Raw genomic sequence first — 23515 nt, 5'->3', positions numbered from 1 at the left:
TCACCATGCCATTGGTGTCAGCAGGCCCCAGGGGAGCGGGACGCGCAGCAGTGAATAGAACAGCAGATGCACGCCGATCACCAGGGGGAGTGCTAGCAGCACTGCGCCCCCAGCACGCATCCCGAAGATCAGAGCTGTGGCGGAGACTGCCATGAAGGAAGCAATATGAAAGCCCAGGAGATCGAGCAATAGGCCATAGCCGAGTATCACGATCAGCAGGGCCATGGGGCGTGCTGCCATCCTCCAGCCTGTTTGCTGAGGTGGCATCGTCGAAGTGCTCGGCGCCTTCCGCCGCCCCCGCGACCCAAAGCCGATTAGCGCTCCGCAAACTATCAGGCCAATCGCCGCGATAGAGGGAAACAGGCCGGGGCCGTACTCCAGCCCGGCCAGGGACGGGAAGGTTGAGGCGCGCCAGAACACCAGTGCGCCGAAGAGAACCAGTAGGCTCCCCGACAAGCGATCATTGCAGTACATGAACACCTCCTGCTTATCAATCGACCTCGCTTATTTGGCGAGGCCGATCGCTTCGACCACTTCGCCCAATTGACGATCAGCCTCAGCGAGGAGTTGAGCGGTCTCGTGACGATTTTCGAACACTACCTGAGTACCACTGCTACGCTTGAACTCGGCCCAGGCTTCACTGTTGATAGCTGTCTCGATTGCTTGCTCGTAGGTGCAGGCGATCTCGTCCGGTAGACCGTCAGGGCCGCTGACCGTCACAAAGGCACTCAGTGTCCATCCACTCTCCAGTGTGTCAGCTGTCAAAGGGACCTCAGGCATCTGTTCCATCGGAGTATCGCTCATGTAGCCCAGCGCCTTTAGTTCCCCTGTTCGATCAGGTTGCGGGCCTCAGCGAGTGAAGGTGTCGCAACATCAATGCCCCCTGCCATCAGTTCCTTGAGTGCAGGCCCAGCACCTTGGCTGGGGATCCAGCGAATGGCGTCGGGAGCCAGCCCTTCGGCCTTGAGCATACCGGCTAGGGCGAGATGCCAGATGCCGCCCTGGGCGGTTCCCGAAGCGGTCAATTCTCCGGGGTTCTGGCGTGCCTCGTCGAGCAGGGCATCAAGTGTTTCGTAGGGCGAATTATTTTGTACCACTACCCCAGGTGAGCTGCGGTTAATCAATGCGATGGGCGTGATGTCCTGGTAAGTCAGCGGCGTTAGGCCGAGCCAGTGCATGGTGTCGATCTCGACAGTGGCGGCACCAATGGTATAGCCGTCAGGTTTGCCTCGCGCGAGTGAGGTGTGGCCTACAACGCCGTTTCCACCGGTACGGTTGACGACGTTGAAGGGCACGCCCATTTCTTCTTCGAGCAGGCTGGCCAACCGACGTGCATTGGCGTCGGTGCCGCCACCGGTACCCCAGGGAACGATGAAGGTAACGGCTCGTTCGGGCTGCCAGTGACAGGTTTCAGGGTTATCGGCTGAGGCGGAAGTGGCTGCCAACGAGGCCCATAGGGCCAGTGAGATAGTCATTATTGTTGTCGAATTTGTGCTCATCATGCTGCGTGCTCCTGGCAGTGGCGAGGGATCTTGGCGGCGTTTTTGATAGTTGTTGGGATGCCTTCGTTGTCATTTTTTACACAGTTCAATCGATTGAATAAATACAACTTTGGTCGTTATGAAATTGGAATTACGTGCTTATGAGGCTTGCGATATCACTAAAAAATTCGCTATGAGAGTATGTTACTCATAATTCCAAAAAGAGGCTGGCGCACTAGATCGCGTTCCGTCGCCTATAAATCATGGGAGTTGAGATTTTTATATGGCAAGTCGTCCGACACTTAAAACGATCGCCGATCAGGTAGGCGTTACCGTTTCCGCAGTATCATTAGCCCTGCGTAATGATCTGCGAATTTCCCAAGCGACGCGGGAGCGTATCCAACAGGCTGCGAAGGAGCTGGGTTACGTCTATAACCGGCATGCGGCGGGGTTGCGAGAGGCGATAGCGGCACTGTAGCGGTATGCCTTAATGATCTGAGCAACCCCTTTTTCACCGAATTCCTTGGGCATATGGAAGCGCGCTTCCGCGAGGCGGATCGCATGATGCTGTTCTGCCATGCCCATGAAACACCATCGATCCAGGCGCGCTTCATTCGTCAGATGGCCGAGCATGGTGCCGCGGGGCTGATTTTAGTGCCTGTCGCCGGTACCACCCGAGAAGATCTTGATGGGCCGCAGGTAAGGCATCTACAGGATTTTCCGCTGGTGCTGATTTCCCGGGATGTCGCTGATACAAGTTTCGATCGAGTCATCAACGACGATGTGCTAGGCATCCGTCTTTTATTCGAACACTTATATGAAGCAGGGCATAGGCGCTTTGCTTGGTTGGGTGGTGGCGGTGATACGTCCACTGCCCGTGATCGAGAATGCTCCTTCCGACAGCAGATGGATGCTGCCGGTTTGCCTGTCACCAGTGATTCGGTTCACCACGGGCCAACGACACTGGAATTCGGTGACGCCATGCTAAAGCGGCTGCTTGCGATGCCGGAACCACCGACCGCAATTATGTGTTTTTCGGACATTATCGCCTTTGGTGTGCTGGCGGCGTGCTACCGGCATGGGGTGCGCCCAGGTGTGGATATTTCTGTCACCGGTTTCGATGATATGGCTGCGGCCGCCTACTCGGCACCAGCATTGACCAGTGTGCGGGTGCGCACTGACCTAATTGGCCAGTGTGCCAGTGAGTTGCTGCTTTCTCGTATGGCGGGGGAGCAATTTCCGCCGGTTCGGAAGGTAATACCGCCCGAGCTGGTGGTGCGGGCGAGTACCGGGCCGGCAGCATGAGCTTTGCACTCACCTGACCTCCGCTACGGCGAAGATAGCGGTGATGGTAACCGAACGTCCTTAAATGGACGCCTATCGATCCGATCCTGAGCTACCCAACCTACCCAACCTACCTACACCCATGATTGCCCACGTTATCAGCGTTAGGGCGTCACTTTGGATCAGCCTCATGAGTTGAAAAGGCTTGAGTTACTTTGCAGCAAAGAGCCTAAACGGCTAGTTAAGCGTCAACCGTCTATGAATTGACTCAGGTAGCGAGCTAACATTCAGATTGCCCGCTACCTAAGCATCTCCACAATTTTAGCAGTGACTTATTTTAGCCTTTGAATCCGTCGATGGTTTTCCAAAGTCATTACCAACGCTTCAGCCGCTTCCTTGCCTTTGGCACGGAAATGGTCATAGAAAAAATCATGATGTGTGCTGTGTTCATGGAAATGATGCGGCGTCAGCACGACAGAAAGTATGGGAATTTCTGTGTCCAGTTGCACCTGCATCATGCCTTCAACCACTGCCTGAGCAACGAAGTCGTGGCGATAGATGCCTCCATCAATAACAAAGCCCGCACCCACAATGGCGCTGTAACGACCTGTTTTGGCTAGCAACTTAGCTTGAAGAGGCACTTCATAAGCCCCCGCAACTTGGAATATTTCTATTTGATCAGCGGAAAAGCCATGCTCGCTGGCAAGTTGAGCAATAAATGCTTCTCTGGCTTGGGCAACAATATCGTGATGCCAAGACGCTTCGATAAAGGCAACGCGAGGGAATGAAGAAAGTTGGGTCTGATTCATGGTCATCCTATGGGGATTGTTTACCAGAACCAGGGCATGAGGCATCCAATAGCACAGCACCCGCATGCGTTGGAACGCTACGGGTAATTCACTAGAAACCTTCTCTTTTATCCGGACTATTACCGTCGGCTTCGGAATCTCACCGAATCTGCTGTCCTCAACCGTTAGGTGACACCTCTGGTTGAGCGCTCGTGGGCTTATCCGTATCAATAAAGATATGGCATCACCACCGGTGGGGACTTACACCCCGCCCTGAGAAAGTTCGCCATTACTGGCGGAAGACATTATACGCTGGCTGGCCGACAGATACAGATAGCATGACCAAAAAATTAAGATGATGGATGACGTCTTGAAAGGTGAGCTTAGCAACCAAAAGCATACCTCTTCGCCATCATTGAAGCCCAAACCACTGGTTAAGTGCTAGACTACTGGATGTCATTAGCAGGTTAATTATTGCGTCAATAGGGACAGATTTTAAGATTTAGGGAGTCGATGTGAAGGGCGTCGTGTTGAATGCAGGGAGCGCAAAAGCGCTGGCAATATCACTAACCGTTGGCGCCGTTGGCGGTACGCTGTTTCAACTGTCCGGTCTGCCCCTTGCATGGATGCTTGGCCCTCTTATTGCCAACCTCGTGGTCTCTTCACAAGGCGTGAAGGTCGAAGTGCCTGAGCCACTGCGTAACGTATTTCTAGCCGTCATGGGGTTGGTGTTGGGTAGCCAGGTGACGCCGCAGCTGGCTCATCGCGTACTGGATTGGCCGGTTTCTGCTGCTCTCTTGCTGCTGGGAGTAGCCGCCTCCACCGCCGTAGCCGCTGCCTGGTACCGGCGCTGTGGTTTCGACCCCGTCAGTGCCTGGTTTGGTGCCTCGCCCGGCGCGATGACGGCGATGATTCTGTTGGGCGAAAAGTGCGGTGGCGACCCCCAGCGTATTGCAGTCGCGCAGTCGCTGCGCATCATTTTAGTGATTCTTTTTTTGCCGCCGCTATTTTGGGCCTATGAGGGCGGAGGCGAGGGCATCGGCCCTGTTCATAGCAGTTTTGAACACGGCTGGATGCTACTGATGATCCCGCTGCTGTTGCCGCTAGGACGCTGGCTGCGAATTCCCAGCCCTGCACTGCTGGCACCACTGCTAGCCGCTGCTCTATTATCCGGTGTTGATATTGCCAGTTTCGCTCTCCCAGAGTGGGGGATGAACCTGATGCTGTGGGTGCTGGGCAGTGCCATTGGCTCGCGCTTTAAGGGCATGACGCGAAAGCTTTTTGGCCGCTATTTATGGCAGTCTGGTGTGGCGACGCTGTTAGCGTTGCTGGTACTTGCACTATTTGCCGAGCTGATTCATCAACTGCTAGGGGTAGGGCGCGATGTGGCGCTGCTGGCGCTGGCACCGGGGGGCATTGGCGAAATGGCTATTTTGGCCGTCGCGCTCAATATCGACCCGGTGTTTGTTGCCTTTCACCACCTGCTGCGCATGGTAACGCTGATGATCATCGCGCCTTTTTGGGCGCGTTGGCTGCTGCGCCACGCCACTTCTTAAATCTTAAACAATCAAACTGTTACATAAATAAGTTAACGTCTGTCACATCAATCTCAGACACACCAACGCCAGTCACGTAAGGAAGCCTCATGCTATCGCGTGTTTTACAGCCGCTATTTCGTTACTTCGAAACGCGGGTAAACCCTTATCCGGAAGGCGAGGTTAAAACGCCGCCTAAGGGCTTAATGCCGTTTATTGTGCACTTTTCCCGTCCGATGCTGCCGCTGTTGCTGCTAATGACGCTGTTCACGGCGCTGGTCTCGGCGGCTGAAGTGGTTTTCTTTAGCTACATGGGGCAACTGGTCGATTGGCTGGGCAACGTTGAACGTGCAGGCTTTTGGGCTGAAAACGGCCTGTGGCTTGCTGGTCTGGGGCTATTGCTGCTGATCGGTTTGCCGCTATTGGTGCTGATGCAGTCATTGGTCACCCATCAGAGTATTTTCGGTAACTACCCGATGATCGGCCGCTGGCTATCCCACCGCCATATGCTTAGCCGAGCCTGGCATTTTATCAGGACGAATTTGCCGGGCGGGTGTCGCAAAAGGTGATGCAAACGGCGCTGGCGATCCGCGAGACCGTCACCAAGGTGATGGATCTATTGGTCTACGCCATCGTCTATTTCACTGGTGCGGCCTACCTGCTGGGCCGGGCGGATCTTTTGCTGCTGATCCCACTGGGCCTGTGGCTGGTGGGCTACCTGTCGATCATGCGCTACTTCGTACCGCGCCTGCGAGATGTCTCTATGGCGCAGGCAGACGCCCGTGCCCAAATGACCGGGCGCGTGGTGGACAGCTACAGCAATATCCAAACCATCAAGCTGTTTGCCGACACCGAGCGCGAGCAGCGCTACGCCAAAGATGCTATGGAAGGCTTTATGGTCACCGTTCACCGCCAGATGCGCTTGGTGACGATCATGAGCGTGGGTTTGACGCTGCTCAACACGGCGCTGTTGGTGGGCACTGCGGCCATGGCGATCAGCGCCTGGTACACGGAGGCGATTTCCCTGGGCGTTTTGGCGATTGCCATCGCGCTGGTCATGCGTATCCGTTTTATGTCTGACTGGATATTGTGGGAAGTCGCCGGGTTGTTTGAAAATATCGGCACGGTTCAAGATGGCATGAACACCATCGCTCAGAAGCCCACGATCAACGATGCGCCCAATGCTAAAGCGCTTCAGGTTCCCCATGGCGAAATTGTGTTTGATGCGCTGCGCTTTCAATACGCCCAGGCGAAAGGGGAGAGTAAAAACGTCTTTGATGGACTCAGCCTGACCATCAAGCCCGGCGAGAAAATCGGCCTGATCGGCCGTTCCGGGGCGGGTAAATCCACCCTGGCCAATCTGCTGCTGCGTTTTTATGACTTGCAAGGTGGGCAGATATTGATCGATGGGCAAAACATTGCCGAGGTGACTCAAACCTCTTTGCGCCACCAGATTGGCATGGTCACCCAAGACACCTCGCTGCTGCACCGCTCGCTGCGTGACAACATCCGTTACGGCAGTCCCCACGCCAGTGACGAAGATGTTTGGAACGCGGTGTGCCGCGCCCATGCAGATACCTTTATCAATGATCTGGTCGACCCGAAAGGGCGTCGCGGCCTGGATGCCCATGTGGGCGAGCGCGGAGTGAAGCTTTCCGGTGGGCAGCGCCAGCGGATCGCGATCGCCCGGGTGCTGCTCAAAAATGCCCCGATTCTGGTTCTGGACGAGGCCACCTCGGCGCTGGACTCGGAAGTGGAGGCCGCCATTCAAGAGCAGCTGGATACGCTGATGGAAGGCAAAACGGTGATTGCCATCGCGCATCGGCTGTCGACCATTGCCATGCTCGATCGGTTAATTGTGGTGGATGAAGGGCGCATGGTGGAAAGTGGCACGCACCAGGAGCTGCTTGCACGCAACGGCATTTATGCCAGCCTTTGGCAGCGCCAGTCAGGTGGCTTCCTGGGCCTTGATATCGACGGCAACGGCCCCAACCAACAGTAGATACATACATCAATGTACATATTCGAACTGTACATACTGAGGTAACGATGAAAGCGATCAAGCTGAATCAGCCCGGCGGTTTGGACAAGCTGGACGTTGTCGACATGGAAGCGCCTGGGGAGCCGGGCCCTGGTGAAATCCGAGTACGTCTACACGCCAGCTCTCTGAATTTTCACGACTACGCCGTGGTCGCTGGGATGATTCCCACCGACGATGGGCGTATTCCCATGTCAGACGGCGCAGGCGTTGTCGAAGCCGTGGGCGATGGTGTCAGTGAGTTCGCGGTGGGCGACCACGTGGTATCGACCTTCTTTCCCCACTGGTTGGAAGGCCCGGCGCGTGTCGGTGATTTTCGCACCACGCCAGGTGATGGCGTGGATGGCTACGCTCGTGAGCAGGTTGTACGCCCGGCTGAGTGGTTTACCCATCAGCCCAAGGGCTATAGCCATGCGGAATCCGCTACCTTAACCACCGCTGGCTTGACCGCTTGGCGGGCGCTGGTCGTCGATGGTGGCATTAAAGCGGGGGATAGCGTGCTGGTGATGGGCACGGGCGGGGTATCCATTTTTGCCCTGCAGTTTGCCCGATTGATGGGCGCGCGGGTAATTGCTACCTCATCATCTAACGAAAAGCTGGCGCGGCTGCGTGAGATGGGCGCCGAGCACACCATCAACTATAAAGAGACGCCTGATTGGGGTAAGCGCGTGAAAGAGCTGACCAACGGCGAAGGCGTTGATCATATCGTCGAAGTGGGCGGGCCAGGTACGCTGCCGCAATCCTTTGATGCGATCAAAATCGGTGGGCATATCGCTTTGATTGGTATCCTCACTGGGCGTGAGGGTGAAATACCGACGGCTAAATTAATGGCCAAGCAGGCGAGTTTGAAAGGCTTGATTGTGGGCAGTCGTCGCCACCAGATCGAGATGATTCGTGCGCTGGAAACATTCGATATGCACCCGATCATTGACCGCGAATTCCCGCTTGCCGAGATCGCCGACGCTTTCCGCCACCAGGAATCTGGCCAGCACTTCGGCAAGATCTGCCTGACGTTTTAAAACAGTTGGCTTACTTTCGAGGAAGTGAGTCATAGATAAATAGTTTGCACGCCTTGCGCACTTGCCGGGCGTGCAAGTGCAGACTAATCTGGCAAGCGGCTGTAGACCACGCCTTTTACTTCAAGCTCCAATATCTCATCGTAGGGCACCATCACGCCTTCAACGTCACCCGGTGTGCGATGGCTGTTCTTAATCTCGGTTTCAGGTATCACCTTTACGCCCATTAGCCCAACGTGCTGGATTCTGGCGCTAAAGCGATTGCCCTCATGCTCAATCAGTAGCCGCTCACCGGCAATACACTTCTCGAGCTTGGCGTGGAGTTCTGTTTCGCTAACGTGGACAACACTCATTGCTTTCTCCTTTAGCTTTTGCCATTGCTCTCGCAATAAAATAATAATCCGTTATGTGCGCTAACGACTGTCTATAAAGACTTTATTTTAGACCATAAGTTCGTCTATGAGGTTAGAAGCTGCGCGCACCGTGCTAAAGTGAACGCTTATTGCTAACCATAGGGACAAGGTCATGGGGGAGCATTCATCATCAGCCGACACGCCGCTGTGGGCGGTCGTCGAGCTCGATCAGTTTCGTACCCCTGAGCAGACCCAGGCAAGCCAATGGCGACGTTCGTTGCGTTCGATCTCGTCGTGGCTGGGGGGCAAAAACGATGCTGAGCAGCAGGTAAAAGACGAAAGCGAGCTACGTGCGCTACCCGGGGTTAGGCTAGCACATTTAGTGCCGTCTATTGATTGGGCTCCCGCGGCGAGAGCGTTGGGGCAACAGCTAGAAGGCCAGGATGCGCCTGTAACGTTCTTTATTACCACGCCCTACAGTGGTCATGCTTCGGTGGTAACTCATTGGGCTGAAAAGCATCATGTTGCCTGCTTAGCGCCGCCCACGCTTAGCGAAATAGCCGAGGTAGCACTCAGTGGATAGAGCAGTGTGTCAATCAACGAGAATGGGCCATTCCCGCTCTGGAACGTTATTTTTTACGCCACACTCAGGGTATTCAGGGCGTTCGAGAGTTTCTTGAGCGTGCTTTAAGTGGCCGTTTGGGTAAAGGTGTGATTGGTTGCGACAGCTGGACTTACGCTTTCCTTCATCGGGTGATCGGTATCGATGGGGCACCGGTGTTTACCCTTCAATCGATGGAGGGCGAGCAACTGGCACGCTATTTTGCACAAATTGCGGCCCATTCGGGGCAGCCGCCGCCTGTTTACAGCACGCGAACCGGTAAGCAGGTATTGTTCGACTCAGCATCTGAGCAAAAGAGTAAAGCGCCTAATAAAGAACTGCAGCGCTTAGCGGCTCACTGCCGCGGTCATATAGGTCTTGCATGGCACTATTGGCGCGAGCGGTTACGTGAGCCAAAAGCAGACAATGAAGAGGCCCTCTGGCTGGTCGATGCCCTAGCAGAGGCGGAGCTTGCCGTTGATACCGGCGATATCGCCACGCTGGTGATGCATGCGTTATTGGTTCATGGCGGTCTGGATGACGACTCTTTGGGGGAAGTGCTGCCGTTCTCTCACCATGAAGCACTCAATGCCCGTTTAGCCCTGCAGCGCAAAGGCATTGTTTCAAGCTGCGAAGGACGTTGGCAGATCGCACCGTTAAGCTACGCGAGCGTTCGCCAGTTACTAGAGTCGCGTAATTATCTGGTCGATCCTCTGTAAGTAGCACCGGTATCAGCGACAGGCCCGCGGAGGGCAACCCATGGAAGAGCAACAGAAGTATGCGCGGCTTTTTAACGATATCGATAGCCAAGCGCTGATTACGTTGGGCGTAGTGCTGCTATCAACCATTGTGCTGATTATTTTCAGCCAACGGGGGCTGAACTGGATCGGCAACCGAATGCATGGTCAAGTTCGCTTTCGTATTTTTGCTCTGGTGCCGATGACGCGCTTACTGATATTGATTACTGCACTCGCCATCATCGTACCGATTATTATTGAGCCGTCGCTGCGCAATATGGTGACCCTGTTGGGTGCACTGGGCTTAGCCATTGGCTTTGCCATGAAAGATTACGTGAGCAGCTTGATAGCAGGCGTTGTTTCAGCGATAGAGCTGCCTTATCGGCCAGGCGACTGGGTTCAAATTGAAGATACCTACGGCGAGGTCAAACACGTTGGCTTACGCACCGTAGATATCCAAACCCCTGACGATGATTTGGTCTATGTACCGCATTTAAAGCTGTGGGATCACGCCGTCTATAATGCCAACAACGGCGGTACCAGCCTGCAGTGCGTGGCGAGCTTTTATCTTCACCCTGAGCACGAGGCAGGTTGGGTACGGAAAGCGCTGCGTGATGTAGCGCTGACCAGTGCCTACCTGAAATTCGACCAGCCGATCATTGTGGTGGCTGAGGAGAAACCCTGGGGCACCCACTACCGCATACGCGCCTATCCGGTGGATCCCCGTCAGCAGTTTCTGTTTATTACCGACCTCACCGTACGCGGCAAAAAAGTGCTGAGTGCCGCGGGTGTGCAGTCAGCGATGTTGCCACCGGATGCGGCCTTGGATACCCGCAACGCGGTGGGGGCAGCTTACTCAAGAGGTAATGATTAGCTATTACTTTCTGCAGGTAATTCACCGCTGTGATAGACGTTTTGTACATCGTCCAGCTCATTAAGCATGGCGAGAAACTTTTCAAACATTGCCACGTCATCACCTTCAACCGGAGTGGTGGTTTGCGGTAGAAACTGGATCTCGTCAGCCTCAAAGTCAATCTCACCGAACGCGTCCAGTAGCGCCTGCTTGGCTTTGGCATAGTCGGTGTGCGGGGCGAAAACAGTGATGCGATCGCCCTCTTGCTCAATGTCGGTGACATCCACATCGGCTTCCATCAGCGCTTCAAGCACGGCTTCTTCATCGCTTCCGGCGAAGGAGAAGATAGCGCAGTGGTCAAACATATGGCTGACGCTACCGGGAGTGCCGATTTTGCTCTTGGTTTTGGTGAAGCAGCCGCGCACATCGCCAAAGGTGCGGTTGGGGTTGTCGGTAAGGCAGTCGACAATCACCATCACATTGCCAGGGCCGAAGCCTTCGTAGCGTGCGGGCGAGAAATCCTCGCCACCGGCACCGCTGGCTTTGTCGAGCGCTTTATCAATAACGTGAGAGGGCACCTGATCTTTTTTGGCCCGCTCCATTAAGCCGCGCAGCGCCAGATTGCCATTAGGGTCGGTGCCGCCCGCTTTAGCGCAAACGTAAATCTCGCGTCCATATTTGCTGTAGACCTTGGTCTTTGCATCGGCCGTTTTGGCCATGGATTCCTTACGGTTCTGAAAAGCCCTACCCATGTTGCCGTCCTATGTTTTCTAGACCTATGTTTGCTATATGCCCCGCGCAATGAGCGGCGGGGCGGATGTTTTCAAATGAGCGAAAAAAACGCATAGAGCAAAAAGATTAAATTTTACCCAACAGCGTACCATGCTAACAGCGTTATTTAAGAGGCTTACCGAAGTGTTGCTTGGCTTGGCGTATACTGGTCATCATTGCTCATATTTTGATTTTGACCCCTCAAGGAGGAAAAGACATGCCGTTAACACTCTGGCTATCGCTCGCCGCGATTTGTGCCATGGGCGCTATGTCGCCGGGGCCGAGCTTGGCACTGGTACTGCGCCATACGTTAGGCGGCGGGCGTTTTACTGGGGTGACTGCCGCAATCTTCCATGCCTTTGGGTAGGCTTTTATGCGCTACTGACCGTTTGGGGGCTAGGCGCGATAATCGCCGGTTTTCCGCTGCTGTTCCAGCTGATTACTTGGTTCGGCGCGGCTTATTTGGCGTGGCTAGGGGTTAAAGCGTTGCGTGCCGGGAAAGCCGGTGCCTTAGAGCCTAATGCGATTGTCACTAGCCGAGGGCAAGCAGCTAAAGAAGGCGTGCTGGTGGCATTAGGCAACCCGAAGCTGATTCTGTTTTTTGTTGCGCTACTGAGCCAGTTTGTGACCCCGGAAATGAGTGGGGTAGCTAAAGCTATCATTGTGTTAACGGCGATGATTATTGATGGCGGTTGGTACGTGTTGGTGGCGGTGGTGCTTTCCCACTCGCAGATTTTGCCCTGGCTACAGCGGCGTGCCCATTGGATTAACCGCATCACGGGCATACTGTTAATCGCGCTGGCGCTACGAGTGGTCGCCGGACCGCTGGTGTAAAAAGCATAGCCGTGGCATGGTGATACCCATGCCGTTTGGGGTTTTGTGGGGCTGATTGATGCAAATATACGACCAAGACTGCTATACCCACCAAGGGCTGCCGTTCAATTTACGTGCGCTACGCGGCCAAGTGCTGCTGGTGGTTAACGTTGCCAGCCAGTGTGGCTTTACCCCGCAGCTAAGCGAACTCGAAACCCTTTTTCAGCGCTACCGGGATCGTGGCTTCACTGTGCTCGGTTTCCCGTGTAATCAGTTTGGCCGCCAGTCGCCGGAAAGTGCTCAAGCGTTTTGCCAGTTTGGCGAGCAGCAGTTTGGAGTCAGTTTTCCGCTACTGGAAAAGGTCAATGTCAATGGGAGTGAGGCTCATCCACTGTTTGTGCTGCTCAAGCGCGAGGCGCCAGGAGTCCTAGGCACACAGCTGATCAAATGGAATTTTACCAAGTTCCTGGTGGGCCGTGATGGCAAGGTGATAGCCCGATTTGGGCCGCGCTATCACGGGCGCCCGCTACGCTTGGCATTAGAAGAAGCCTTGGATCAAACATACCCATAGCCCCACAGGGCACTATCCCTCTATACCTGCTCGCCCCGCGCGACTGCTACACGATTCATGAGTGCGTTCCAGCGGTGACGCACCATCATGGTCGTTAAGCCTGAAAACAGCGCCCAGCTTTTGCGGCGCCAGCCCTTCAAGCGCATATTGTGATTGACCAACTGCTTCATCAGCTTATAGTCGTCAAATTGTCGCCACTCGCTGGCGATTGAAAGCTGATGGCGAGACATCACCGGTGCCATTTCCAGGCGAAACATCCATTCGAGCTCGTTAAGCGTCATATCATAACGCTCTATGACTTCGACCATACGCGCGTAATCGCGTTCGCTGGGTTCACGATCCAGCCACAGCGGGGCTAGCGCTAGCCATAGATCGCCGCGTTCATCTACTAGCTGCTGTGCATTCATGATCGCCTCGTGGGAAGTCGTTGCTGATATAAGTACTTTGGCAGCTATCGTGACGCGAATGCGCCCCGAGCTCAAGGGCGGGCAGGAGCTCAAGGATGGAGAGTCGCTCATGGGAGGACGATAGCTCAGGAGCGGACAGAGCGCACGGAGGCAGCTAGAATAGCCTCTATGAGTCATGACACTGCTATGCCACAAACTATGCCAAAAGCTATGGCAAAACGGTGTCGCTAGTTATGATGTTGCCAGTTACGATATTAAAAGCTAAATCAATCCGATAAAGAGGTTCTCTGTGATTATTAAACCCAAAGTACGCGGCTTTATTTGTACCACTACTCATCCCATCGGCTGCGAGCAGAACGTTCGCGAACAGATTGAAGCGACCCGTGCTCGCGGTTTGGATAAGCAGGCTGGCCCAAAAAAAGTACTCGTCATTGGGGCTTCAAGTGGCTATGGGTTGGCAGCCCGTATTACCGCAGCTTTTGGCTACGGCGCCGATACCCTGGGCGTTTTCTTTGAAAAGCCTGCCACCGATAAGAAACCCGGCACCGCAGGCTGGTACAACAGTGCCGCCTTCGATAAGTTTGCCAAGCAGGAAGGGCTGTACAGCAAATCGATTAACGGCGATGCGTTCTCCCATGAAGCGCGGGAAAAAGCCATTGAACTGATCAAGCAGGACATGGGCGAGATCGATCTGGTGGTGTACTCGCTGGCATCACCCGTTCGCAAGCTGCCTGATAGCGGCGAACTTAAGCGCTCGAGCCTAAAGCCAATTGGCGAAACCTACCGCGCCACTGCTATCGATACCAATAAAGACGCGATTATCGAAGCAGAAGTAGAGCCAGCCACCCAGCAGGAAATCGACGACACCATTACGGTAATGGGGGGCGAAGATTGGGAACTGTGGATGGAAGCGCTTGACCAAGCTGGTGTGCTGGCAAAAGGTGCGCGTAGCGTGGCGTTTAGCTATATCGGTACTGAAATCACTTGGCCGATCTACTGGCACGGTGCGCTGGGTAAAGCCAAGGAAGACCTTGACCGCGCTGCAGCGGCTATCGACGCCAAGCTGAAAGAGAGCGGTGGCGGTGCCAATGTGGCGGTACTCAAGTCGGTGGTCACCCAGGCGAGCGCGGCCATTCCGGTAATGCCGCTTTATATCGCCATGGTCTACCGCATCATGAAAGAGCAGGGTCTGCACGAAGGCACGATCGATCAATTGAACCGTCTATTCGGCGAGCAGCTCTACTCAGCCCAAGGCAAGCGCGGTGAAATGGTCACTGATGAGGTAGGGCGCCTGCGTTTGGATGACTGGGAACTGCGCGATGACGTTCAGCAAGCGTGTCAGGATCTTTGGCCTGAAGTGACGACTGAAAACTTATTCGAGATTACCGACTATGCTGGTTATAAGCACGAATTCTTGAAGCTGTTTGGCTTTGAGCGTGACGATGTCGATTACGATGCCGACGTCAATCCAGAGGTTACGTTTGATGTCGTGAATCTGTAAGCCATTCACAGAGGCGGTAGCGCCGCCCAATTCGACCGGAACGCTGGAGGTGTTTATGGACACTAGGGAAAGCAAAACCCCGGAAGAAGAGAAGCAGCATATTATCAATGAGCGGATACCTGAGGATTATGAAACCTCAAAACCTCATCTACAGCCTGAAGCCAAGAAGCGGCCAGGCGGGCTGTATAAGCTACTCCCGATAGTGGTGATCATTGTCGGCGTGATTGTGGTTAGTATCGTCGTGTTAGGCATTATTAACCGCGGTAATTAGTACTTAACCATTCTCTCTTTTTTGCCGGGCCTTGCGCCCGGCAATTTGCATTCATGCGTCACGTTTTTGTTGCAGTGGTCATAACGCTGCCATCCTCTACGCAATTGGGTAAGATGATCGTTTATCTATGTCGATGGCGGTCTTTCATGCATCTTTTCATGCAACTCAATCAGTTATCATGCAGCCCAACCCGTTAGCCTCACAGGCAGCGCTACCGCGTCGGCGGGTGGCCTTTTTGCTGCTGCCAGGTTTTTCGTTATTGACCCACGCCAGCGCACTGGAACCGCTACAAATGGCTAACCAGCTGAGTGGGCAGATGCTTTACCACACCGTCACATTAAGTCTCAATGACGAGCCCGTGCGCAGTGGTGCTCAGCTTTCGCTCATTGCTCAGCACGCACTAAGTACCGCATTAGGCCCGCTTGACCTGCTGTTGATATGCGCACCAACACCGCTGCCCTATACGCTTCCTGCAAAGTTGAATGAGTGGCTCCGTGGGCACCAGGGGCGTGGTGTGGCACTGGGTGGGTTGGCAGGGGGCACTGAAGTGTTGGCACGCTGTGGGTTGCTTGAAGGCTATCGTGCGACGCTGCCCTGGCAGCGTTTTGAGGCCTTTGCTCAAGCCTATCCGCAAGTGACGCTTTCTCAACAGCTGTTTGAAATTGATCGCGACAGGCTGACCTGCGCGGGGGGAACCGCGGCCATGGATTTGATGCTCACGCTGATTGGCCAGCATCACGGTGCGCGCTTGGCGGAGCAGGTGTCTGAGCAGTTTGTCTGCGACCGCATCCGCTTGGCAGATGAGCGCCAGCATGTGCCGCTGCGTAGCCGCCTGGGGCATGCGCCGCAAAGTCTGGTGGAGGCTGTCACGCTTATGGAAGCCAATATTGAGGAGCCGCTCTCGACCCTGGAACTGGCCGAACATCTGGGTATCTCTCGGCGTCAGTTGGAGCGGCTATTTAAGAAGTATCTGCAGGCGGTCCCTAGTCGCTACTACCTGGATTTACGCTTACAAGAGGCGCGCAAACAGCTTCGCGATAGTGACCGGCCGGTAGGCGATATTGCGTTTGCCACGGGATTTTCCTCAGGCGCGCACTTTTCTACGCCTACCGTCACCATTTCGGCATGACGCCGAGAGAAGAGCGCCTGGGTTAGAAAGATTCAGGTTAATGTATCCACAATGCCACCTTCCACACGCAGTGCCGCCCCGCTGGTTGCACTGGCTTGGGGAGAAGCGGCGTAGACGCTCATACTCGCGACTTCTTCGGGTGTTGCTAAGCGCTGGATAATTGAAGAGGGGCGGTTCTCTTTAACAAAGCGTTCTTCCATCTCTTGCTGAGAGATGCCCTCTTTTTCCGCCATTTCCCCCATCATCTTGATCACGCCTTCTGAACGGGTCGGCCCAGGTAGAATGGCATTCACGGTGACCTGGGTGCCGCTGAGCACTTTGGCCAGCCCGCGAGAGACGGAGAGCAGCGCCGATTTGGTCATGCCGTAATGCACCATTTCACTAGGGATGTTGATCCCCGACTCGCTGGAGATAAACTGTATGCGGCCCCAGTCGCGCTCGCGCATGCCCTGGGCGTAGTGACGGGAAAGCCTCACCGCGCTCATGATATTAATATCGAAAAATTGCTGCCACGTAGCGTCATCTACATCGAAAAAGTCCTGCGGGGCGAAAATGCCTACGTTATTGATCAGGATATCCGCGCTGGGCTGCTGTTTAATAAGCGTTTGGCAACCTTCAGCGGTGCCGAGATCAGCCGCCACGCCTTCTACCTTGGCATTGGGAGTGTCTTTTTTAAGTGCGCTGATGGCACCATCAACACGTGCTTGGGTACGCCCTGTTATAACCACGTCAGCGCCTGCCTTGGCGAGCCCTTGAGCAATTGCAAAACCGATGCCCGCTGTAGAACCCGTGATAATGGCGTGTTTGCCGCTTAGATCAATCTGCATATGCTGGTCTCCTCTCATCCTGAGTGTCGGTGCTCATCACTATGCAACGCAGCTCAGCGAATAACCGCATAGCTTGCTAATAAGTATGGGCTCTTTTAGAGTTCTTCAAGGCGGTTCAGTGATACGCCGAGACGCCGCTATTCATAATTTGCCGTCCCATTGCTGAAAGCGCTTGGACTCTTTACCACCTTATACTGTTGTTACTACTTTCCTCCACTGGAGCTAGCGACCCATGAGCCATACCCCAAGCCGTCAAGATTACGACCACTACATGACGCCCAACTACTCACCACAGCAGGTCATTCCCGTGCGTGGTGAAGGTAGCCGCTTGTGGGATCAACAGGGCCGTGAATATATCGACTTTGCCGGGGGGATCGCGGTTAACTCCCTTGGTCATTGCCATCCAGTACTGGTCAATGCGCTCAAAGAGCAGGGCGAGAAGCTGTGGCACCTTTCCAACGTATATACCAACGAGCCAGCGCTGAACTTGGCCAAGACGCTGGTCGAGCGCACCTTCGCCGATAAGGTGTTCTTATGCTCCTCCGGCGGTGAAGCCAACGAAGCTGCGCTTAAGCTGGCACGCCGCTGGGCGGTGGATAATCACGGTGAGCAGAAAGATAAAATCATCTCGTTCTACCAATCTTTTCATGGCCGCACCTTCTTTACCGTCAGCGTGGGTGGCCAGCCCAAATACTCCCAGGGCTTTGGGCCGGTGCCGGGCGGAATTCTGCACGCTAATTACAATGACCTGGATAGCGTTCGCGAGCTGGTGGGCGACGACACCTGCGCGATTATGGTGGAACCCATGCAGGGCGAGGGCGGTATCGTGCCCGGCACGCAGGAATTCCTCCAAGGGCTGCGCGATCTCTGCGACGAGCACAATGCGCTGCTGATTTTTGATGAGGTGCAAACCGGCGTTGGTCGTAGCGGCGAACTCTACGCTTATAAGAACTACGGCATTACGCCGGATATTCTTACCAGTGCCAAATCCTTGGGCGGCGGTTTCCCCATTGGCGCCATGCTGGCTATCGACTCGGTGGCTAAATCGCTGGTTGTTGGCACTCATGGTTCTACTTACGGCGGCAATGCGCTGGCATCTGCCGTTGCCTTGGCGGCGGTGGAGCTTATCGATACACCAGAGGTGCTCGAAGGAGTTAAGCATCGCCACGATCTGTTCCGCGAGCATTTAGAAACTATCAACCGCAAGCATGGCGTGTTTAAAGAGATTCGCGGTATGGGCTTATTAATAGGTGCCCAGATGTCGGATGCCTATGAAGGGCGTGCCAAAGATATACTGCCGCTGGCGATTGAAGAGGGCTTGATGGCGCTGATCGCCGGGCCGAACGTACTGCGCATGGCGCCTTCTCTGGTCATTCCTGAAGCGGATATCGCCGAGGGCATGGCCCGCTTAGAGCGCGCGATTGAGCGATTAGTTGCGGCAGCATGAGTGAACAACAGGCTGCGTCAATCGTGTTAACTGAAGGGGAGGCATCGAGGATGCTGGTAGTTCGACCCGTTAAAGCGTCTGATCTCACGGCGCTTGAGCAATTAGCCGAGCATGCAGTACCTAAGCTTACTAACTTGCCTGCTAACCGTGAGCGGCTTCAGGAGCGCATTGCGCGCTCTCAAGACGCCTTTAATGGTGACGTCGAGTTTCCAGAAAACGAGCACTATACGTTTGTTCTCGCCGATGACACACGCGAGGAAGTGCTCGGTACCGCCACCATACGTGCCCAGGCGGGTGCCAATGAGGCCTACTACACCTACCGCCAGGAAACGCTGATTCACGCCTCCCAGCAGTTGAACGTACGTCGTGAAGTGCAGACGCTAGCGCTCTCCCATGAAGTTTCTGACGCTACCCTGCTGTGCGCCTTTTCGCTTAACCCGCGTTATAAAGGCACCAGCGCGGAGAGCCTGCTGCGCCGGGCGCGGTTGATGTTTATCGCCCAATACCCAGAGCGGTTTTCGCGTATTCTGGCGGTGGCGTTTCCCGGCTACTTGGATACGCGCAGTGAATCGCCGTTCTGGGAAAGCGTGGGGCGGCACTTTTTCGCCCGCAGTTTCCAGGATATTAACCACATTGCCGGGGTGCGCTCGAAAAGCTTTATCGCCGAAGTAATGCCCCAGTTCCCGCTCTATTTGCCGCTGCTAACACCCCAGGCGCGGCGGCGATAGGTCGTGAGCACCCTGCTCATGAAGAGGCGTTGGAGGAGATGCTGGCGGAGGGCTTCGTGCGTTCGCGCCATGTGGATATTTTCGACGCCGGGCCGATTGTCAAAGCCGAGCGCGAGCGGTTGGAAACCTTCCGCAGTGCTGCCTGGCACCCGGTGCGCATTCGCCCTGAACACGCTTTGCCGGATGCTGAACCCGCGCTGGTTGCCAATCAAAAGCTGGGCGAGTTTCGCTGCATCGTCGCCCGCTACGCGCTGTCACCCACGGGCCAGTTGATGCTCTCAGCGGAGCATGCTGAGCGGCTGGGTGTCACGGAAGGGCGAGCGGTGCTTGCTGCGCCGCTGACGCTACCCACCGTGGTAGACGCGCTCGATGAAGGAGAAATGTAATGCGCATTCGACCCATTGCCCGTGATGATCTGGATGGGCTTCAGGCGCTTGCGCAGCAGGCGGGCGTTGGCTTTACCTCGCTGCCGGATAATCGCGAGTTTCTAGCCGGTAAGATTGAAGCGGCTGCCAGTGCCTTTGAAGAGCGCACTCCGGTGGATGATCGGCTTTATTTCTTTGTGCTAGAGGATGAAGTAAGCGGCGAGTTGGCGGGCTGCTGTGCCATTGAGGGCCAAGTCGGGCGCGAAGTGCCGTTCTACAATTACCGGCTGGGCACTTTGGCCCACTCCTCGGTTCAGCTGGATCTGCACCGCACCATCGATACGCTGTTTTTAAGCTCCGACCATACCGGTGACGCCGAAGTGTGCTCGCTGTTTCTACGACCAGAATACCGCGGCGAAGCCAACAAACATTTGCGCAATGGCGCGCTGCTCTCCAAAGCACGCTGGCTATTTATTGCCCAGTTTCGTGACCGTTTCCCCGACAAAGTATTAGCCGAAATGCGCGGTGTGTTCGATGAAAACAACACCAGTCCTTTCTGGGAGAGCCTGGGCAAACACTTCTTCCCTATGGATTTCAGCGAGGCTGACCGCCTAACCGGCCTGGGGCAGAAGAGCTTTATTGGCGAGCTGATGCCCAAGTTCCCCATTTACACCACCTTTATGGCCGAAGAGGCGCGGGCTTGTATTGGTCAGGTGCATCGCCACACCCGACCGGCGCTGGAGATGCTTAAGAAAGAGGGGCTGCGCTGGGAAGGCTATATCGATATTTTCGACGGTGGCCCGACGGTGGAAGCTTACATTGACGATGTGCGCGCCATCCGTAACTCACGGCTCTGCCAAGTGGAAGTATCCAATAGCGCAGCAGAAGAGAGTGTCAGCCGCTGGCTGGCCGCCACCACCCAGATGCTGCACTTTACCGCCAGTTGGGTAGGCCGCGCGCCTGCTGATGACAACACCATCGTGCTTAGCGAACAAGAAGCGAAGCGCTTAGGCGTTGCCACCGGCGATACCCTACGGCTACTCGAGACCTAGGCGACGTTTACAGGAGAGTTTTATGCACGCCCAACAGCAGCAACTGATCAATGGCGCCTGGGTCGCAGGCGACGCCGAGCCGTTGAGCAAGCACGATCCCGTTTCCGGACAGCCGTTATGGCAAGCAGCGACGGCCAGTACTAAGCAGGTCGCAGCCGCTGTAGAGGCCGCCCGCGGTGCCTTCCCCGGCTGGGCGCGCACACCTTTTGCCGAGCGCCAGGCGCTTGTCGAGCGATTTGCCGAGGTGCTAAAAACACGTGGTGAAGACCTGGCCGTGGCGATTGCCTCTGAAACCGGTAAGCCGCTCTGGGAGGCGCGCACCGAAGCGGGAGCCATGGTGGGCAAGGTGGCGCTGTCGGTTAAGGCGTATAACGAGCGCACCGGTGAACGGGAAAAAGCGGTGGGTAGTGCAAGCGCTGTGCTGCGCCATCGTCCTCATGGTGTGATGGCGGTGTTTGGCCCTTACAATTTCCCTGGCCACCTGCCCAACGGCCATATGGTGCCTGCGCTATTGGCGGGTAACTGTGTGGTCTTCAAGCCCAGCGACCAAACCCCGCTTACTGCGGATTTGACCCTACAGTGCTGGCTAGAGGCCGGGCTTCCGGCAGGCGTCATTAACCTGGTGCAGGGCGGTGTGCCGGTAGGCCAGGCACTGGCAGGTAACCCAGATATTGATGGCCTGCTGTTTACCGGTAGCGCCAAAGTGGGCGGTATGCTGCACCAGCAGTTTGCCGGACAACTGGATAAAATTCTGGCGCTGGAACTAGGCGGCAATAACCCCCTGGTAGTGAAGGATGTCGACGACGAGCGTGCCGCGGTATTGACCATTCTGCAGTCGGCGTACCTCTCCGGCGGCCAGCGCTGCACCTGCGCGCGGCGCTTAATGGTGCCGGAGGGTGCAGTAGGCGATCGATTGATCGATGCGCTTTCTGAGGCGATCGCCAAGTTACACGTGGCGGGCCAGTTCGAAGAAAATCCTGCGCCGTTCTATGGCGGTTTGGTCAGCGTAGCGGCGGCGGACGGCCTGCTCAAGGCTCAAGATGAGCTGGAGGCCATGGGGGGCATAGTGATCAATCGCATGCAGCGCCTGAAAGAGAACACCAGCCTGTTAAGTCCCGCGCTGATTGATGTGACCGGTCTTGATGTGCCAGACGAGGAGCACTTCGGCCCGCTGCTGAAAATCCACCGCTATCGCGATTGGGATGAAGCGCTACAGCTTGCCAATAACACCCGCTACGGGCTCTCCGCCGGTTTAATTGGCGGTGATCGAGCCGATTGGGATGACTTCCTGCTGCGTATTCGTGCTGGAATCGTCAACTGGAACCGCCAAACCACCGGTGCATCCGGCGATGCACCTTTTGGTGGTGTGGGTGACAGCGGCAACCACCGTCCCAGCGCGTTTTACGCGGCGGATTACTGCGCCTACCCAGTCGCCTCCATGGAAGCTGACAGCCTGGAGATTCCCGAGACCCTGCCGCCGGGAGTGAGCCTGTGAGTGCCGCCGATCTCAGCAGCGTTAGGGAAGTCAATTTTGACGGCCTAGTCGGCCCAACCCATAACTACTCTGGGTTGGCCGTGGGCAATGTCGCGTCCATGAGTCACGGCGGCTTAGTCTCCAATCCCAAGGAGGGCGCGCTGCAGGGGCTGCTTAAGATGAAGTCGCTGATGGACGCGGGCTATGCCCAGGGCGTTCTGCCACCCCAACAGCGCCCCGATATTGGCGCACTGCGCGATTTAGGTTTTAGCGGTAGTAATGGTGAGGTGCTGGCTCGTGCTTCTAAAGAAGCGCCGCAACTGCTTCGGGCGGTGTGCTCGGCGTCCAGTATGTGGACGGCTAACGCGGGCACTATTACTCCCAGCATTGATGCACCCGATAGTCGGGTACACTTCACACCAGCGAATCTACAGTCCAGCTTTCACCGCTACCTGGAGCCGCAAACCACGGGACGTGTGCTGAAAGCGATCTTTCGTGACGAACAGCACTTCTGCCACCACCCGGTGCTGCCCGCTACTCCAGCCTTTTCCGATGAGGGTGCGGCCAATCACACCCGTCTATGCGGTGAGCACGGCGAACCCGGTGTTCACCTATTTGTCTATGGCCGTCAGGCGTTTGATGACGTGCGTAGCGGTGAGCGCGAACCCAAGCGTTACCCTGCCCGACAGACCTTGGAGGCCAGCCAAGCGGTGGCGCGCCAACACGGGCTAACGGACGCACAAACGGTGTTTGCCCAGCAACACCCGGACGCCATCGACGCGGGCGTATTCCACAACGACGTCATTGCAGTGGGCAATGGCCCCGTGCTGCTCTACCACGAAATGGCCTTTCTGGATGAAGAAGGCACGCTCGATGAGCTGCGCACCAAAATGGCCAGCCCGCTGATTCCCGTGCGCGTGCCCTTGGAAGCGGTAAGCATGGAGGATGCGGTAGCCTCGTATCTATTTAATTCGCAGCTGCTCTCCAACCCGGATGGCACCATGACGCTGGTAGTGCCCGGCGAATGCCAGGAGCGCGAGGCGGTATGGCGCACCATTCAGGATTATCTGCTGGCGGGCAATAATCCGATCAGTGAAGTGGTCGTTAAAGACGTCAAACAAAGCATGCGCAACGGTGGTGGCCCCGCTTGCCTGCGCCTGCGCGTGGTGCTAACGGAGGCCGAACGTGCAGCGCTCTCTGGCCGCGTGCTGCTCACCAATGCACTGTACACTGACCTGACCGCGTGGGTGGAGCGCCACTATCGCGTTCGCCTCGCCCCGGACGATTTGGCCGATCCACAGCTGGCGGAAGAGTCGCTTGTTGCACTGGATGAACTGACGCAGTTACTGCAGATTGGTTCGGTCTACCCGTTTCAGTTGGGGTAGGGGATTGATTAAACAGAGTAAAGAGAGAATCAAAAGAGCCATCAGACTTGGTGGCTTACCTCTATTGGTTTTATAAGGCGGAGGCTGT

Annotated in this window: 20 protein-coding genes, 5 pseudogenes and 1 riboswitch; of the genes and pseudogenes, 18 read left to right on the top strand and 7 right to left on the bottom strand. The window is 55.7% G+C overall.

Annotated elements, in window-relative coordinates; translation table 11 throughout:
• Window positions 1-474, bottom strand: coding sequence for a tripartite tricarboxylate transporter TctB family protein (locus FDY98_RS23590; protein ID WP_035538229.1), 474 nt, complete (start codon window positions 472-474; stop codon window positions 1-3).
• A 30-nt stretch (window positions 475-504) separates the two neighbouring features.
• Window positions 505-1301 (bottom strand): annotated as a pseudogene (locus FDY98_RS23585) (tripartite tricarboxylate transporter substrate binding protein).
• A 463-nt stretch (window positions 1302-1764) separates the two neighbouring features.
• Between FDY98_RS23585 and FDY98_RS28970 the strand changes: the two are divergent.
• On the top strand, window positions 1765-1959 hold the full coding sequence (locus tag FDY98_RS28970; RefSeq protein WP_340146972.1) for a LacI family DNA-binding transcriptional regulator: 195 nt from the start codon (window positions 1765-1767) through the stop codon (window positions 1957-1959).
• Between the two features lie 53 nt (window positions 1960-2012).
• Complete coding sequence (locus FDY98_RS23580; protein ID WP_340146971.1) at window positions 2013-2786, top strand: substrate-binding domain-containing protein; 774 nt, start codon at window positions 2013-2015, stop codon at window positions 2784-2786.
• Window positions 2787-3097: 311 nt separating this feature from the next.
• Here FDY98_RS23580 and FDY98_RS23575 read toward each other — a convergent pair whose 3' ends face one another.
• Complete coding sequence (locus FDY98_RS23575) at window positions 3098-3574, bottom strand: 6,7-dimethyl-8-ribityllumazine synthase (protein ID WP_027959995.1); 477 nt, start codon at window positions 3572-3574, stop codon at window positions 3098-3100.
• A 95-nt stretch (window positions 3575-3669) separates the two neighbouring features.
• Window positions 3670-3838: riboswitch (FMN riboswitch) on the bottom strand.
• A gap of 230 nt (window positions 3839-4068) precedes the next feature.
• On the opposite strand from FDY98_RS23575, the gene FDY98_RS23570 reads away from it, so the two are divergent.
• The 3 genes and pseudogenes from FDY98_RS23570 to FDY98_RS23560 all read left to right on the top strand — a co-directional run bounded on the left by FDY98_RS23570 (window position 4069) and on the right by FDY98_RS23560 (window position 8145).
• On the top strand, window positions 4069-5109 hold the full coding sequence (locus FDY98_RS23570; RefSeq protein WP_027959996.1) for an AbrB family transcriptional regulator: 1041 nt from the start codon (window positions 4069-4071) through the stop codon (window positions 5107-5109).
• Window positions 5110-5198: 89 nt separating this feature from the next.
• Window positions 5199-7090 (top strand): annotated as a pseudogene (locus FDY98_RS23565) (ABC transporter ATP-binding protein).
• Between the two features lie 47 nt (window positions 7091-7137).
• A complete protein-coding gene (locus FDY98_RS23560) occupies window positions 7138-8145 on the top strand; it encodes a zinc-dependent alcohol dehydrogenase family protein (RefSeq protein WP_009288175.1) in 1008 nt (335 codons plus the stop codon).
• An 83-nt stretch (window positions 8146-8228) separates the two neighbouring features.
• On the opposite strand, the gene FDY98_RS23555 is transcribed toward FDY98_RS23560, so the two are convergent.
• On the bottom strand, window positions 8229-8495 hold the full coding sequence (locus tag FDY98_RS23555) for a hypothetical protein (RefSeq protein ID WP_027959997.1): 267 nt from the start codon (window positions 8493-8495) through the stop codon (window positions 8229-8231).
• A gap of 172 nt (window positions 8496-8667) precedes the next feature.
• Here FDY98_RS23555 and FDY98_RS28965 point away from each other — a divergent pair, with 172 nt between their 5' ends.
• The 3 genes from FDY98_RS28965 (at window position 8668) to FDY98_RS23545 (ending at window position 10707) form a co-directional block, all read left to right on the top strand.
• Window positions 8668-9078, top strand: a complete 411-nt coding sequence (locus tag FDY98_RS28965; protein WP_340146970.1) for a hypothetical protein — start codon at window positions 8668-8670, stop codon at window positions 9076-9078.
• A 116-nt stretch (window positions 9079-9194) separates the two neighbouring features.
• Complete coding sequence (locus tag FDY98_RS28960; protein WP_340146969.1) at window positions 9195-9815, top strand: hypothetical protein; 621 nt, start codon at window positions 9195-9197, stop codon at window positions 9813-9815.
• 40 nt (window positions 9816-9855) lie between these two features.
• Window positions 9856-10707, top strand: coding sequence for a mechanosensitive ion channel family protein (locus FDY98_RS23545; RefSeq protein WP_027959999.1), 852 nt, complete (start codon window positions 9856-9858; stop codon window positions 10705-10707).
• On the opposite strand, the gene FDY98_RS23540 is transcribed toward FDY98_RS23545, so the two are convergent.
• Window positions 10704-11438, bottom strand: coding sequence for a YebC/PmpR family DNA-binding transcriptional regulator (locus FDY98_RS23540; protein WP_027960000.1), 735 nt, complete (start codon window positions 11436-11438; stop codon window positions 10704-10706). The genes FDY98_RS23545 and FDY98_RS23540 overlap by 4 nt on opposite strands.
• Window positions 11439-11674: 236 nt before the next feature.
• On the opposite strand from FDY98_RS23540, the pseudogene FDY98_RS23535 reads away from it, so the two are divergent.
• Window positions 11675-12291 (top strand): annotated as a pseudogene (locus FDY98_RS23535) (LysE family translocator).
• Window positions 12292-12349: 58 nt separating this feature from the next.
• On the top strand, window positions 12350-12841 hold the full coding sequence (locus FDY98_RS23530; RefSeq protein ID WP_027960002.1) for a glutathione peroxidase: 492 nt from the start codon (window positions 12350-12352) through the stop codon (window positions 12839-12841).
• A 20-nt stretch (window positions 12842-12861) separates the two neighbouring features.
• Here the strand turns inward: FDY98_RS23530 and FDY98_RS23525 are convergent, their stop codons facing one another.
• The gene (locus FDY98_RS23525) at window positions 12862-13248 is read right to left on the bottom strand and encodes a DUF7079 family protein (RefSeq protein WP_027960003.1); all 387 of its coding nucleotides are present in this window, start codon (window positions 13246-13248) and stop codon (window positions 12862-12864) included.
• A 289-nt stretch (window positions 13249-13537) separates the two neighbouring features.
• Between FDY98_RS23525 and fabV the strand changes: the two genes are divergently transcribed.
• The 3 genes and pseudogenes from fabV (at window position 13538) to FDY98_RS23510 (ending at window position 16175) form a co-directional block, all read left to right on the top strand.
• On the top strand, window positions 13538-14749 hold the full coding sequence (fabV, locus tag FDY98_RS23520; protein WP_027960004.1) for an enoyl-ACP reductase FabV: 1212 nt from the start codon (window positions 13538-13540) through the stop codon (window positions 14747-14749).
• Window positions 14750-14804: 55 nt separating this feature from the next.
• Window positions 14805-15020, top strand: coding sequence for a hypothetical protein (locus FDY98_RS23515; RefSeq protein WP_022522490.1), 216 nt, complete (start codon window positions 14805-14807; stop codon window positions 15018-15020).
• Window positions 15021-15198: 178 nt separating this feature from the next.
• Window positions 15199-16175, top strand: a pseudogene (locus FDY98_RS23510) (GlxA family transcriptional regulator).
• Between the two features lie 6 nt (window positions 16176-16181).
• Here the strand turns inward: FDY98_RS23510 and FDY98_RS23505 are convergent.
• Window positions 16182-16976 (bottom strand): SDR family NAD(P)-dependent oxidoreductase, encoded by a 795-nt coding sequence (locus FDY98_RS23505; protein WP_027960006.1) that lies wholly within the window; start codon window positions 16974-16976, stop codon window positions 16182-16184.
• 232 nt (window positions 16977-17208) lie between these two features.
• Between FDY98_RS23505 and FDY98_RS23500 the strand changes: the two genes are divergently transcribed.
• The 5 genes and pseudogenes from FDY98_RS23500 (at window position 17209) to astB (ending at window position 23427) form a co-directional block, all read left to right on the top strand.
• Entirely contained in the window at window positions 17209-18423 is a 1215-nt protein-coding gene (locus tag FDY98_RS23500) for an aspartate aminotransferase family protein (protein WP_027960007.1), read from the top strand.
• Window positions 18424-18473: 50 nt separating this feature from the next.
• Window positions 18474-19537 (top strand): annotated as a pseudogene (locus FDY98_RS23495) (arginine N-succinyltransferase).
• Window positions 19537-20568 carry an arginine N-succinyltransferase gene (gene astA / locus FDY98_RS23490; RefSeq protein ID WP_027960009.1) on the top strand — a complete coding sequence of 344 codons (1032 nt, stop codon included), beginning with the start codon at window positions 19537-19539 and terminating at the stop codon, window positions 20566-20568. Before FDY98_RS23495 ends, astA begins: the two are co-directional and overlap by 1 nt.
• Before the next feature lie 22 nt (window positions 20569-20590).
• A complete protein-coding gene (astD, locus tag FDY98_RS23485; protein ID WP_027960010.1) occupies window positions 20591-22063 on the top strand; it encodes a succinylglutamate-semialdehyde dehydrogenase in 1473 nt (490 codons plus the stop codon).
• Window positions 22060-23427: an N-succinylarginine dihydrolase gene (gene astB / locus FDY98_RS23480; protein WP_027960011.1), complete on the top strand. Its 1368-nt coding sequence runs from the start codon at window positions 22060-22062 to the stop codon at window positions 23425-23427. The genes astD and astB overlap by 4 nt, the downstream gene beginning before the upstream one ends.
• Window positions 23428-23515 lie beyond the last annotated feature (88 nt).

It is taken from the genome of Halomonas sp. PA16-9 (assembly GCF_009728585.1).
In the GTDB taxonomy this organism is placed as follows: Bacteria; Pseudomonadota; Gammaproteobacteria; order Pseudomonadales; family Halomonadaceae; genus Vreelandella; species Vreelandella titanicae.
This window is presented reverse-complemented; position numbering and strand designations above follow the sequence as displayed.

What these genes read in the sequence shown, in the direction of transcription:
- FDY98_RS28965 (WP_340146970.1), top strand. Translation starts at nt 8,668, where the DNA reads ATGGGGGAGCATTCATCATCAGCCGACACGCCGCTGTGGGCGGTCGTC.
- FDY98_RS23590 (WP_035538229.1), bottom strand. Translation starts at nt 474, where the DNA reads ATGTACTGCAATGATCGCTTGTCGGGGAGCCTACTGGTTCTCTTCGGC.
- FDY98_RS23515 (WP_022522490.1), top strand. Translation starts at nt 14,805, where the DNA reads ATGGACACTAGGGAAAGCAAAACCCCGGAAGAAGAGAAGCAGCATATT.
- FDY98_RS23500 (WP_027960007.1), top strand. Translation starts at nt 17,209, where the DNA reads ATGAGCCATACCCCAAGCCGTCAAGATTACGACCACTACATGACGCCC.
- FDY98_RS23525 (WP_027960003.1), bottom strand. Translation starts at nt 13,248, where the DNA reads ATGAATGCACAGCAGCTAGTAGATGAACGCGGCGATCTATGGCTAGCG.
- FDY98_RS23555 (WP_027959997.1), bottom strand. Translation starts at nt 8,495, where the DNA reads ATGAGTGTTGTCCACGTTAGCGAAACAGAACTCCACGCCAAGCTCGAG.
- astA (WP_027960009.1), top strand. Translation starts at nt 19,537, where the DNA reads ATGCGCATTCGACCCATTGCCCGTGATGATCTGGATGGGCTTCAGGCG.
- FDY98_RS23540 (WP_027960000.1), bottom strand. Translation starts at nt 11,438, where the DNA reads ATGGGTAGGGCTTTTCAGAACCGTAAGGAATCCATGGCCAAAACGGCC.
- FDY98_RS23505 (WP_027960006.1), bottom strand. Translation starts at nt 16,976, where the DNA reads ATGCAGATTGATCTAAGCGGCAAACACGCCATTATCACGGGTTCTACA.
- FDY98_RS23580 (WP_340146971.1), top strand. Translation starts at nt 2,013, where the DNA reads ATGGAAGCGCGCTTCCGCGAGGCGGATCGCATGATGCTGTTCTGCCAT.
- astD (WP_027960010.1), top strand. Translation starts at nt 20,591, where the DNA reads ATGCACGCCCAACAGCAGCAACTGATCAATGGCGCCTGGGTCGCAGGC.
- FDY98_RS23560 (WP_009288175.1), top strand. Translation starts at nt 7,138, where the DNA reads ATGAAAGCGATCAAGCTGAATCAGCCCGGCGGTTTGGACAAGCTGGAC.
- FDY98_RS28970 (WP_340146972.1), top strand. Translation starts at nt 1,765, where the DNA reads ATGGCAAGTCGTCCGACACTTAAAACGATCGCCGATCAGGTAGGCGTT.
- FDY98_RS23530 (WP_027960002.1), top strand. Translation starts at nt 12,350, where the DNA reads ATGCAAATATACGACCAAGACTGCTATACCCACCAAGGGCTGCCGTTC.
- FDY98_RS23545 (WP_027959999.1), top strand. Translation starts at nt 9,856, where the DNA reads ATGGAAGAGCAACAGAAGTATGCGCGGCTTTTTAACGATATCGATAGC.
- FDY98_RS23575 (WP_027959995.1), bottom strand. Translation starts at nt 3,574, where the DNA reads ATGAATCAGACCCAACTTTCTTCATTCCCTCGCGTTGCCTTTATCGAA.